Raw genomic sequence first — 13,041 nt, 5'->3', positions numbered from 1 at the left:
CATGAAAAAGAATGTACTTATAACCTGCCCGCTCGTTTTATTGTTTATCACTTTTTGTCAGGATATCATTGCTCAGTCAAGAGCTACATGGATCTGGTACCCCGGTGACTTTGAGATCTGGCTGAGTAACAATATGCAGAACCGCCGAACAGATCGCGGAACCTTCTTTCCTGTATTCTGGAAGTTTGACAGCCACTACCCATTGATAGACTTTCATAAAGACTTTACCCTGTCTGCTCCGGAAGAAGTGAAGATATATGCAGAGGGTATCTACAATGTGAAACTGGATGGCCAGCCGCTGGAAGGCGCTCCGCAACAAATTACCGTACCCGCAGGTAAACACCGTATCAATGTAAAGGTCTTCAACCAGGCGGCAGTGCCAGCTATCTATATTTCAGGCAGAACGATTGCCTCTGACGCCAGCTGGCTGGTCACATTTGAAGACAAGGAATGGATCGATGAGACAGGAAAGACATCAGATATATCAGCAACAACATGGTTAAACGCAGGTAGCTGGAACTTCAATAGCCCCGCTGCATTGCCCTCAGCATGTAAGCTGCCGGTAATGCCGCAAAGCGCAGTAAATGTTCAGAAGAACAATAATGCCTCGCTCATTGACTTTGGCAAAGAGACTTTCGGGTTTATCAAACTGCATGGTGTCAAAGGTACAGGCGACGTTACACTGTACTATGGAGAAAGCAGGGAAGAAGCGCTGAATGCAAAAGAAGCAATTACGCTGGACCGGCTTTCTTTCCAACAGCAGCAAGCAAAGGATTCTGTCATGCCCTTGTCCAAAGCGTTCCGGTACGTTAATATGGTAACTACAGGAAGTGTACAGGTAGACAGTATATCCATGCTGTATGAACATGCTGCTATGAAAGAACGTGGCAGCTTCCGTTGTTCTGATGAAGAAATCAACAATATCTATGATGTAGCTAAGTATACATTTCATCTCAATACACGTGAGTTCTTTATAGACGGTATTAAACGTGACAGATGGATCTGGAGTGGAGATGCTTATCAGAGCTACCTCATGAACTATTACCTCTTCTTTGACAGCGCCACCGTATCCAGAACAATGCTGGCACTGAGAGGGAAAGACCCTGTTACCAGTCATACAAATACCATTATGGACTACACATTCTATTGGTTCCTCGGTATATATGACTACTATCTGTACACCGGCGATGCATCGTTCATCAGGCAGTTCTATCCGCGTATGCAAACGTTGATGGAGTATTGCCTGGGGCGCAGGAACAAGGACGGTTTGATGGAAGGTATGCCGGGTGACTGGATCTTTATTGACTGGGCGGATGGACTGAGCAAAAAAGGCGAGGTAAGTTTCGAGCAATTATTGCTTTGCCGTAGTCTTGAAACAATGAAACTCTGTGCTGATATTGCCGGACACCAAACAGATGCCGCCAGGTATAACCAATATGCAGCTGCACTAAAGCGACAATTATTTGATCTCTACTGGAACGAACAGAAACAGGCACTGGTACATAGCAGAGTAGATGGGAAGCAGACAGCTAACGTAACCCGATATGCAAACATGTTTGCCATCTTCTATGATTACTTCAATCCACAACAGAAAGTGGCAGTGAAAAAGTCTGTACTGATGAATGATAGTGTGCAGCAGATCACTACTCCCTACATGCGCTTCTACGAACTGGAGGCCTTATGTGCATTGGGAGAACAGGATTATGTACTGAAAGAGATGAAGGACTACTGGGGAGGTATGTTGAAACTGGGCGCTACCAGTTTCTGGGAAGAATACAATCCCGCAAAGAAAGGTGCAGAACATTACGCCATGTACGGACGAGCATTTGGCAAAAGCCTTTGTCATGCATGGGGCGCGAGCCCGCTGTACCTGTTAGGCAAATATTATCTGGGCGTCAGACCTACATCGCCTGCCTATGCTACATACACCGTAGAACCGGTACTGGGTAGTTTGCAATGGATGGAAGGAAAGGTGCCAACGCCCCAGGGCGATATCTCAATATATTGCAGCACAAAGGAAATGAAGATCACTACTGTTGAAGGTAAAGGACTGCTACGCTTCCGTAGTAAGACAAAGCCTGTATGTAAGACAGCTACAGTGATCAGCAAAGGTGGCGACTTGTATGAATTGACAATGGGTGCAGCCGCTACCTATGTAGTAAATTATCAGTCAGTTAAACCGGAACAACATGCGAAGAAAAAGTAGTATAATACTGTCATTGTTATTGCTTTGTAGCATTACAGCTACCTATGCACAAAAGAGCCTGATCAATACCAGCGCCAGTCCGTATGTACATCAGCACGGTGTCGATATGGGTAGTGTGCAATGGACCAAAGGCTTCTGGGCAGAAAGATATGAAGTATGCCGGCAAACGATGGTACCAGCATTATGGAAGACGTATCATGACGCAGAGAAATGTCATTCCTTCAAGAACTTTGAAATTGCCGCCGGACTTGATACCGGGGTCTTCATAGGGCCCTCATTTCATGACGGCGACTTCTATAAAACACTTGAAGCAGTGGCAGGACTGTATGCAGTAACGAAGGATACTGCGCTGGACAGGATGATGGATGAGGCGATTGCCGTTATTGCCAAAGCACAGCGGAAGGACGGATATGTGTACACGAAAAACATTATTGAACAACGGCAAACAGGTAAGCAGGGGATCTTTGATGATAAGCTGAGTTTTGAAGCCTATAACTTTGGTCACCTGATGACAGCCGCCTGTATTCATTACAGGGCTACTGGTAAAACCAGTCTGCTGGAGATAGCAAAGAAAGCGACAGATTTTCTTATCGGCTTCTATGATACAGCTTCTCCTGAGCAGGCGCGTAATGCTATCTGTCCATCCCATTATATGGGTATTATAGAAATGTACCGGACTACCTCTGATAAGAAATATCTTGCACTGGCACGTAAGCTGATTGACATCAGGGGATTGACGCCGGGTACAGATGATAACTCAGACCGTGTGCCTTTCCGGGATATGAAGCGTGTGGCAGGACATGCTGTTCGGGCTAACTATCTGCTGGCAGGCGTAGCAGATGTTTATGCAGAAACCGGCGACACGACATTGTTACGTTCCTTGCATCTGCTCTGGGATGACATTATTAACAAGAAAATGTATGTCACCGGTGGTTGTGGTGCTCTATATGACGGCGTTTCTGTAGATGGAACCTCTTACAATCCGGATACGGTACAGAAGGTACATCAGTCTTATGGCAGGAATTACCAGTTGCCTAATCATTCAGCGCATAATGAAACCTGTGCGAACATTGGTAACCTGTTATGGAACCGCCGTATGCTTGAACTGACGGGAGAGGCTAAGTATGCTGATATAGTAGAGCTAACGTTATATAATAGTATACTCAGTGGCGTTAGTATGAACGGGGAGGGCTTCTTCTATACCAATCCCCTGGCCGCTTCACAAGCGTACCCATATCAGCTTCGCTGGATGGGAGGGAGGCAGCCTTACATTGCATTATCTAATTGTTGCCCTCCAAATACGGTACGCACCATTGCGGAGGTCAGTAACTACATGTATAGTCAGCAGGATGCCGGAATCAGTATTGATATGTATGGAGGTAACATATTAAAGACGCGCCTGAAGGACGGCAGCAGAATTAGCCTTGAGCAAAAAACGGACTATCCCTGGGATGGTACCGTTAGTATTGTTATCAAGGAAGCGCCGGGTAAAACGATGGATGTGGCGTTACGTATTCCGGGATGGTGCCAAAGTGCGACGGTTACGGTGAATGGTAAAAAGGTTACTGCGCCTGTAATCTCTGCCACCTATCACAGGATCAGCCGGCAGTGGAAAGCGGGAGATCAGATAACGCTTACCATGGATATGCCTGCAACGCTGATCACTGCTAATCCCCTGGTAGAGGAAACACGAAACCAGGTAGCAGTTAAGCGGGGACCGGTAGTGTATTGCCTGGAGTCTCCTGATCTGAACGGGCAGCCGCTGAACAGCGTTATGATTCCTGCTGATGTCAAGTTTCATCCTACTATCCTTAACATTGCAAACGGACGCGTAATGGGCCTGCAGGGTGAGGCAAGAGTAGCTGCTCCGGCAAACTGGCAAAATACCCTATATCAGCCTTTAAATGCCGTTTCCAGGCCGCAGCAGATCACCCTGATACCTTACTATGCCTGGGCGAACCGGGGCGTCAGTGACATGAGCGTCTGGTTGCCATTAAGTCGTTAACGCAAAACTTCAATTGGGGCAGATCTACTTGTTATATCGTCTTGAAAATTAATATAGTTACGTTCATCAACCAATGTATCTCCCTAATGCTTACAGGTACCCTTTATGGGACCTGTAAGAGGGGGGTGGACTATGTGCTGCAAGTGATTGTTTTACAGCCAGATATGATGTTCAAGTCCACCTTTAGTCCACGTCTTTACCGTCCTCTGTTCTACCCGTCTATAGGCGGAGTACTACTTCATCACTACTGGAACCCGGGTAATTACCTTTAGAGACCTAATGCTGCATCAACTAACTGAGTGGGCGACCGGTGCTTGCTGCTGGTCTTCTGGCTTGTTTATATGCATCTCATTTTCAATAAATAATAGCAGAATCCATGCGTTATCACAACGACAGTCTGGTTCTTCCTGTTTATCAATCATATGCTGCATCAACTAACTGAGTGGGCGACCGATGCATGTTGCCGGTTTTCTGGCTAGGAGAAGGGCATCTCACTTTCAGCAAATGAAGGCCGAACCTCTGCGTCATCACAACAACGGCCTGATTCTTCCTGTTTATCAATCATATGCTGCATCAACTAAATGAAGGAGCGACCGATGCATACTGCCGGTTTTCTGGCTTGGAAAAGGACAAGATATTACTGGCCGGTTATTGCTAATATCAGTAGATGTTTTTAATACATAATGTATATAATCGTTGACTTTCTGTTTATTGATAAATAGTGGAATTATTATATCTTTAAGCGCTCACATTTATAATAATTAATCTCAAACTATGGAATTAGGCGAAAAAGGGGAAAAGCTCATTAAACATTTCGAGAAATGCCGGCTGGCGGCATACCAGGATAGCAAAGGCATTTGGACAATCGGTTGGGGAAATACAGTATATGAAGACGGGAAAGCGGTTAAAAAAGGAGATGTGATTACCCAGCAGCGGGCAGATACCTTATTTGCCAATATTAAAAAGGGCTTTGTGGCTGATGTAAACAAGCTGACAGCGGGTATTAAACTGAAGCAGCAACAGTTTGATGCCCTGGTATGTTTTGCATACAATGTCGGTAGTGACATGAATAAGAACGGTATAGCAGAAGGACTGGGTGACAGTACGCTGCTGAAGGTGGTAAAGGCTGATCCGAAAGATCCGTCTGTGGTAGTAGAATTTCTGAAATGGAATATGTCAGGCGGTAAAGTGCTGGATGGTCTGACGCGTAGACGTAAAGCCGAAGCCTATCTGTATATGAGTGGGGAAGTAGAATTTTTTGATTATAAATAGTCTGCAGGACCCTAAGCCAGTTGTGCGAGCTGCATAGCCGGTAATGAGGTTCGGTATGAAATGATTAAATTAGCCTGCCGCTGTAATCAGTGGCAGGCTAATTTATTTCCAGGTATCATAAGCTAAGCAGCATGGTGAAAAAGGCGTTTCCGGTATATGATGTAAGCACACTTACCGGTTATAAGGATGATGAATTTCAGGTCAGCAGGTTTGCTCCATATCTGCGCATACACGAGAACCTGGTGCATGCGCATAAGCATAGTTTTTACCATGTGACCCTGTTTACTCAGGGGGGCGGCACACATACTATTGACTTCAAGAGCTTTACCGTCAGGCCGTACCAGATTTATTTCATGATACCTGGTCAGGTACACAGCTGGCAATTTGAGGGGGATGTGGATGGCTATATTATCAACTTTTCCGTCGAATTTCTTCATTCCCTGCTACAGAAACCTGACTATCTGGAGCAGTTCCCTTTTTTTAACGGGGAAGTAGACGAATCGGTGGTAGATCTGCCTGAAAGTCTGCAAGCTCCAGTGACCAGGATATTTGAGGAGTTACTGGAGGAAAGTGAGCAGCATCCCCGGATGTCAGTGGATATGATACAGGTCCTGATGTTGCAGTTGTTTATCCGTGTGGGGAGGATTAGTTTTGAGAAGTCGCCGGTACAGCCCAATAATTACAATTACATTCTGCTGAAGAATTTCCAGAAACTGATAGAAAAGAATTTCAGTACGTTGAAGTTACCCAAAGATTATGCGGAACTACTTTTCATTACGCCTAATCACCTGAACGCACTATGTAATAATACCCTGGGTTTGTCTGCAGGAGAACTGATCCGTAACAGAATCATACTGGAAGCCAAGCGGATGCTGGTCAATGTGGATGCTACTGTCACGGAGATAGCCTACCGCCTCGGCTTTGCGGATAACTCCTATTTTACAAAGTTCTATAAGAAATATACGGGGCAAACACCGGAAGAATTTAGGAGGAAACTAAGGATCAATCATTAATTGATCAGTACTGCTGCTGCAGCGAACATTATGGCAATAAATACCGCTTCTATCCAGATTTTGAGCGCCAATCTCCGGCGCTGAACGCTTTCATGAGCTGTTGTGGAATGCATATCTGTGGAATTGTCTGCTAATAAATACTTCGATAAGTTGTATATCCAATTTACTGAAAAAAGCATACAACGCGCATAATCAGCCTATTTTTTTCAGGAAATGTCCTTAACCATCAGTTGAGACCGGTGCATGTACCCGGGCAGTCTACTGCCAGCCATGTGCAGGCAACAGGTAAATCACAGTTTTCAGGGAGAAGAGATTGCTGTCAAAACATGTAACTTTGGCTGGTTGTATTAGCTATGAAACATTTATTTATTGGATTACTGTGCTGTATCAGTGTTGTTACTAACTGCTTCGCACAGGCAGGAGACCTCCTGAAAAAGAATATCAGCGACACGATGTTATCTCCTGCACGCATTGTCGAAATTGCTGACCCATTTGACGGACAGAAAGCCTTATTGAAGCTCTTTCCCGGAAAGTATTATAATCTGTCGGAGGGTAACTATAAAAATGAGTTGATTAACTGGGATTGTACATCCTGTAAACCCCGTTCCTTTCGTGATGCGAATGAAGAAGAATCCTATCAGTTCCCATACGCGGAAGGGGTAGCTACGCGGCTGCTGAACGTGATCAGCTATAAGGACTCGGCCGGGACTCAGTATAAGATGCTCACCTTTAATCACTCAGCCTACGATCCTGATGGTTTGCAAACGTCCCGTTTTACCGGTGGAACACTGGGTATTGCCAAGTTTTCCCTGACGGGGAGTTTGTGGACGATGAAATTCTTCCAGCCGGCAATTGGTGCGTACGGGGCCTTCTCTAAATGTCCGACGCCAAAGCCTGTTGTGATCGGGCATGATCAGTATGCGTTTATGCTGGATGTGGTCAACGGTCCTGCGGGAGGGCCATTTACCGGTGTATTATATCTGATTGCCGGTACCGGTGGGGCTTATAAGGAGGTATTAACCGTACATGATGCATCACGCACGGAGGTGGAGGAAGAAGAAGGGATGTCTTCGTGGAGTTGTACTTACAATGCACCGCAGAGTGATAAGCGTTTCTTCCGGGATATTATTGTTACAATGAAAGGGCAGTACCGGTCAACAGATATTGAAAGTTTGCCGGAAGAAGTAAAGCCCTATGTCAGCACCAACAAGAAAGGAACATTTACCCTTGCCCGCCGTTATGTGTATAAGTGGGGGAAGGGATATCAGCTGCAGGGGCCTGCTGGCGTGACAGTTGATTAAGAAATGCTACGGCGCTGGCAAGTGCCTGCCGGGTATCTGTCCTGGTAGTATCTATAATCAGATCCGGACTGGCTGGTGTGTCAAATGTGTCATTCAGTCCGGTGAGGTTGTGGATCTTCTCCGGATGCCCGTCCGGAAGTAGCGCTCTCCTATACAGGCCTTTTGTATCTCTGCTGATTAGCGTTTCCAGATCGCATTGTATCCATATCAGAGGGGCGTTGTATTGCTCTTTCAGTTGCCTCCTGCCTTCTTCGTAGGGATTGATGGCTGCGATAATTACAAAGTCGTAGCTGGTAGCAATGCTGGCTGCATAGGCCCCCAGCCGTGCAACGTTTTCCAGTCTGTCCGCTTTGCTGAAGCCCAGATCTTTGCAGAGTGTTTGCCGGTATACGTCGCCGTCTACCAGTTTAATAGAGATATTGTTAGCGGCACCCCATTCCAGGAGCGCTGTAGACAAGGTAGTTTTACCTGCGCCTGAGAGGCCGGTGAACTGAATAATGTGTCCCATCGTAGTTATTTAGCCTGTGCCCTGAATTGTTCATAGGCAGCATGACAATCTTCATAAAAATAGCTGGTATCCGCAGCCGTATCCGGTTTGAATACATCACTAGTATATTTACTGTGGAATTTCAACCGGTTACTAAGCTGTTCTGCATCTTTTACAGGGATGCGGCTATGGGCACTGAATGCCATCATCATTTCCATAGTGCCATCTGCATAGTCGAAAAAGCTGTTAAGCGGATTCTGAAGCCCCTGGATCGCCTGCAATTGCAGATAATACTCCTTTAGTACTGCCGCAGTATACCGGCTGAAATCACTCCCGAAATGCGAAATATCTGTAATTCTGAGCAGGGCAGGAGAGATCATGCCCGGTATTGCCTGTAAGCCTCTTCGTTTATCATGAGAGGCAATTACCTCGTCTGGCCGGCGGGAGAGGAAGAAAAAGGGCGTTTCGGGATACCACTTACGCAGTACCTCATAGAAGTGAATATGCCAGCTATCCAGTTTGATGATATAGGCATTTTCATTGGCATCGCGTTGTTGTCCCATCAATGAGATAGCGGCACGGAACCAGCTTTCCCGGGATGCGGGAGGGATGTCCGGCTGTTTTTCCGGACTGCGTAATATCTCATCCAGCAGTGGTGCTTCAGCGACCACGATATTATCTGTCGTAGTTGAAAATGCCTGGGAGACGAGGGTGGATCCGCAGCGGGAGACATGAAACACAAAAGCGGAAGGCTGTAAGCCGGACAGGTCTTTGCAGGCTTCAGTGAGGAAGTCTGCAGTAGAGACGCTTTCTTTTGGCGACCGTTCTTTTTGCCGGTAGCGGCATAGCTGGATTGTTTCGTCAAAGAAGGGATGGTCCATGCGGTAATGACCGAGGTCCAGCCATCGTACCAGCCATTGTTCCTGTGTATGTATCAGCTTATATGGTATCCAGTTAGCGATCAGGGACTGCTGCATTAGTTTTCTGCTTTTAGGGTGGCAATGAGCTGTCTGGCAGTATCGGTATCCATTTTCTCCAGTTCTACGATCATGGCAGCACGTGTGGCAGCGTCGAGGGTGGCGGCAGTTTTTTGCTGATGAATATTGTATCCATGACTAGCAAACAGCTGATCGCTCCATTCGTTGCGGATACAATCCATAATCAGGTGTACCCTGGCAGTGTATCCTTTGTTGACAATGCTATGAGTACAGCTGAAGTCCATATACCAGCATTCACCGGCCAGCAGTTGCAGCCGTTCATTTTCCAGGGTAAAGAATACTTCCGGATTGGTGATAATAGGTATATGGATTCTGAAGATACCATTCGGGTATCCGCAGCCCTGGTCTTTGTGAGGTTTGATTTCGCTGCCGGGGGATAATGAGAGTAATCTTACCGATTCTTTTTCGCATTGCCAGCTATCCATGATCTGTTTAGCGTATGGCATCATATCCAGTACTGGCGTGTCTTTATATTGTGCATCCGGATGTGCCAGGATATCCTGACTGTGCCCGCTGGCAGAACGGAGGGAGATGCTTCTCCACTCGCCGGCAAAGTCGCGTGTATTGAAATGCAGTGGCCAGTCGTGCTGGAGAATATTTTCCAGTTCGCTGCAGAGCTGCTGATGATCATAGGTATGGGAGAACCTTATGTAATTCATTGGAAACGTTAAGATAAGGCTAAGATAGGCGTTTAAATCGAATCCGCATATAGCTATTGATTCCTACGCCAGGTTGTGTTCGTCCAACCTTCCGGTTTTGCAGGAAGAGAGTTTTGAAACTGGATATTGTCTGTCAGGTCGCCGGAGATATTGGTAATGATTTTATTGGCCGGGTTGATAATCTGTACTTTGTCGAAGGTGATATTCCTGGTATCGGTGAGCGTCAGCAGGGAATCAGCCGTGTAAATCCGTACATTGGCGATGTGGATGCTGTCGGCATCTGCACTCTGTATCAGTTTACTACAATGCGCTTCCACATTTTCGAGGTGGAAGCCGGTCATGGGTGATTCCGGAATCCCGTCTATCCGTACCAGTGCACGGGCGCTATCAACGAGGATATCTTTCGCATAGATGTGCCGGTAAGCAGGAGTTAGTTTATTAACAGGCAGTGCTGGCAGCCTGTCAGCCAGCGCGCCAACATACATCCTCGCCCCAAGCATGTCCCATCTGAAAGCTTCTAATCGCAGTCGCATACGGATACGTTCATAGTAGAGGTTCTCACCGCCGCCGCCCCTGGGACGTCTGGTTTTGAATCGTAGTCCGACTTCCGTATCATCAAACACTACGTCGTGTACATAGAGGTTTCTGATCATTGCAGCGGTTTCGCTACCCACGGTGATCGCGCCGTGCCCCTGCCTGGCCAGGCAAAACCGTATAACGACATTCTCGGTGGGTTTTCCAATACGCAGGCCGTCTTCACCTCTTCCTGCTTTCATTGTAAAACAGTCATCGCCGCAATTTAGCGTGCAGTATTCGATGAGCACATTCCTGCTTGATTCGATATCGATGCCGTCGCCACTGGGAATGCCTACGGAATTGACAGTTATACCGCGTATAATGACGTTGTCGCAATAGATAGGTACGATATTCCAGAAAGGGGTATTTTCCAGTTGTAGTCCTTCCAGGTAAACGTTTTTGCAGTTAACCGCAGAAATGAACATGGGTAGATAAACTGGGCCGCCGTTATGGCCGTCATATATACGCTGGGCTACAGGTTTATTGGCGGCGACTACATTTTCGATCACGTCTTGTCGCATCACTTGTTTCCGTACCGGACAATCAGCCGGTGGACCCACCAGTTTTCCTTTGCCGGTTAATGCAATATTCTGTTGACCGTTTGCATAGATACATGCGCCGAGCGACATGACTTCCACGCCTTCAGTGCGGGTAAAGACAACAGGCAGGTAGTTACTGATCTCGCCACCGAAGTTAAGTATAGCATTTTCCTGCAGGTGCAGGTTGACATTAGATTTCAGACTGATACGGCCGGAGTGCCAGTTACCAGCGGGGATAATAACCGTTCCACCACCGCGTTTGCTGACGGCATCAATAGCCTGTTGTATTTCTTTTGTTTGTGTAGTTCCCTTGCCTTTAATAGTGATGTTATATTTAGGGAACACAGGTTTTTTAAATGCCGGTATAGGAAAGGGAGCTTTGACAGGAGCGATGTCGGCAGGTAGTCTGCCGGCGCCTACTTCGTCTATAGTGGGAATATGTGCAGTCAGCTGTGCCATGGCGGACAGGCTGAAGCATAGCAGGGAAACTGTCAGTAGCTTTTTCATAACCGGAATTTGGGGTAAGATAGGGAATTATTATTGTTTATTTGACACTTGTATGGAGGAGAGGCGTTTTAGTCAGTGCATTAAGCTGTAATTGATGTTGTTCCTGTTGTTCATTATTGGTAGCTGAGATGTGTTTAAAACATCCCTGGTTTTGCATGCACAATAAATATGGAAAATCACCGTTATTCATCAACACATACAAAAAATGCCCAGACCATTATCTATCCTCCTTACCTTAATACTATTTGTGTTCCCCTTTTCTGCCAATTCCTGCAGCATGTTTAAAATGACGCTGTATGGAAAGACAATGACTGGTAATAATGAAGATGCCTGGCGTGTTAATTCAAGACTATGGTTTGAGCCCGCCGGCAACGGAACCTATGGTGCTGCTTATGTAGGACATGACAATGGTTTTCCGCAGGGAGGCTTCAATGAAGCCGGACTTACCTACGATGGTTTTACTGTACCCGCCAGGGCGTTGCAGGCTGTAACAGGCAAAGAACAGATTAAGGAGCCGGGTGCTTTTCTGAAGTCGCTTATGCAGCATTGCAGAACGATAGCCGATGTACAATCGCTGGCAGACCGTTATGACAGAAGTATCTTCCGAAATGGCGTATTCATGTTTGTGGATAGTAGCGGCAGGTACCTGATTATGGAGGCAGATACTTTGATTAGCGGAGATGATCCGACATATGTAATGTCCAACTTTTATCCTTCCACTGTAACTGATATGAACGCAGTTCCGATAGGACGGTATCAGCGCGGACGGCAGTTTCTGCATAACCGGCAAGATACTACACTTACTTTCTGTAAAGATGTAATGCATGCCATGCACGAGTGTCGTACTCGTATTGGTGATGGTACGACCTATACGACAGTCTTCGATTGTCAAAGGAAAATAATCTACCTCTACTTTTATCATGACTATACAGTGGTCCGGCCATACTACCTGGAAAAGGAACTGCAAAAAGGCAATCATATGATCACTATGCCGGAAGTATTTCCTGAAAACCAGGAATATCAGCGCTTTCTTGAGTTTAAGACCCCATTTAACTCAGCGGTATTAATGGGCAGTACCTGGGGAATTATCGGTGTCTTGGTACTGTTTACTGTGTACTGGCTATACTATAATGTGTTCCGTCGCAGAAACCGGCTGGCAGGCTATATGATATGGCTGATGGCGGCACTCAATATCGGGCTGGGTGCTTACCTGTTCTTACTGCTTCAGGAGCAGTCAGTGTTTTATTCTGATACGCCTTATTATGTAGAAGGTAAGACAGTAATAAATGTTCTGTCAAACACGCCACTTGCCCTGTTGGTGCTCATCATCCCGGTAGGAGTAGGCAATGTGCAGGTCGTAAATACTACTGCGGTGTCTATGTGGGCAAAACGGTTCTTTACATTTAATACGATTGTCTATCTCATTGCATTGTTACTCTTTGCTTATTGGGGACTATTATGCATCATTCAAAACTGAT

The 13,041-nt window shown here is 46.3% G+C and carries 10 protein-coding genes; 6 read left to right on the top strand and 4 right to left on the bottom strand.

The window, feature by feature from the left end; all coding sequences use genetic code 11:
• Window position 1 precedes the first annotated feature (1 nt).
• The 5 genes from K1Y79_RS09790 to K1Y79_RS09770 all read left to right on the top strand — a co-directional run bounded on the left by K1Y79_RS09790 (window position 2) and on the right by K1Y79_RS09770 (window position 7,797).
• Window positions 2-2,206, top strand: a complete 2,205-nt coding sequence (locus K1Y79_RS09790) for an alpha-L-rhamnosidase-related protein (RefSeq protein ID WP_220249840.1) — start codon at window positions 2-4, stop codon at window positions 2,204-2,206.
• The gene (locus tag K1Y79_RS09785) at window positions 2,190-4,211 is read left to right on the top strand and encodes an aceric acid hydrolase (protein ID WP_220249839.1); all 2,022 of its coding nucleotides are present in this window, start codon (window positions 2,190-2,192) and stop codon (window positions 4,209-4,211) included. The genes K1Y79_RS09790 and K1Y79_RS09785 overlap by 17 nt, the downstream gene beginning before the upstream one ends.
• A gap of 774 nt (window positions 4,212-4,985) precedes the next feature.
• Window positions 4,986-5,483 (top strand): lysozyme, encoded by a 498-nt coding sequence (locus K1Y79_RS09780; RefSeq protein ID WP_220249838.1) that lies wholly within the window; start codon window positions 4,986-4,988, stop codon window positions 5,481-5,483.
• A 131-nt stretch (window positions 5,484-5,614) separates the two neighbouring features.
• Window positions 5,615-6,496 (top strand): AraC family transcriptional regulator, encoded by an 882-nt coding sequence (locus K1Y79_RS09775; RefSeq protein ID WP_220249837.1) that lies wholly within the window; start codon window positions 5,615-5,617, stop codon window positions 6,494-6,496.
• 353 nt (window positions 6,497-6,849) lie between these two features.
• Window positions 6,850-7,797, top strand: a complete 948-nt coding sequence (locus tag K1Y79_RS09770) for a hypothetical protein (RefSeq protein WP_220249836.1) — start codon at window positions 6,850-6,852, stop codon at window positions 7,795-7,797.
• On the opposite strand, the gene K1Y79_RS09765 is transcribed toward K1Y79_RS09770, so the two are convergent.
• From K1Y79_RS09765 to K1Y79_RS09750, 4 genes are read right to left on the bottom strand one after another with little or no spacing between them, the layout of a single operon-like run.
• A complete protein-coding gene (locus K1Y79_RS09765; protein ID WP_220249835.1) occupies window positions 7,718-8,305 on the bottom strand; it encodes an adenylyl-sulfate kinase in 588 nt (195 codons plus the stop codon). The two genes, K1Y79_RS09770 and K1Y79_RS09765, sit on opposite strands and share 80 nt — an antisense overlap.
• A 5-nt stretch (window positions 8,306-8,310) precedes the next feature.
• Window positions 8,311-9,261 carry a hypothetical protein gene (locus K1Y79_RS09760; RefSeq protein WP_220249834.1) on the bottom strand — a complete coding sequence of 317 codons (951 nt, stop codon included), beginning with the start codon at window positions 9,259-9,261 and terminating at the stop codon, window positions 8,311-8,313.
• On the bottom strand, window positions 9,261-9,941 hold the full coding sequence (locus K1Y79_RS09755; protein WP_220249833.1) for an aspartyl/asparaginyl beta-hydroxylase domain-containing protein: 681 nt from the start codon (window positions 9,939-9,941) through the stop codon (window positions 9,261-9,263). Before K1Y79_RS09755 ends, K1Y79_RS09760 begins: the two co-directional genes overlap by 1 nt.
• Before the next feature lie 53 nt (window positions 9,942-9,994).
• Window positions 9,995-11,563 (bottom strand): glycoside hydrolase family 28 protein, encoded by a 1,569-nt coding sequence (locus K1Y79_RS09750; protein ID WP_220249832.1) that lies wholly within the window; start codon window positions 11,561-11,563, stop codon window positions 9,995-9,997.
• Window positions 11,564-11,840: 277 nt separating this feature from the next.
• On the opposite strand from K1Y79_RS09750, the gene K1Y79_RS09745 reads away from it, so the two are divergent.
• The gene (locus K1Y79_RS09745; protein ID WP_220249831.1) at window positions 11,841-13,040 is read left to right on the top strand and encodes a C45 family peptidase; all 1,200 of its coding nucleotides are present in this window, start codon (window positions 11,841-11,843) and stop codon (window positions 13,038-13,040) included.
• The last annotated feature ends 1 nt before the right edge of the window (window position 13,041 follow it).

It is taken from the genome of Chitinophaga rhizophila (genome assembly GCF_019492185.1).
Lineage (GTDB): Bacteria > Bacteroidota > Bacteroidia > Chitinophagales > Chitinophagaceae > Chitinophaga > Chitinophaga rhizophila.
The sequence above is the reverse complement of the archived record's forward strand: the minus strand, read 5'-3'. Positions and strand labels throughout refer to the sequence as shown.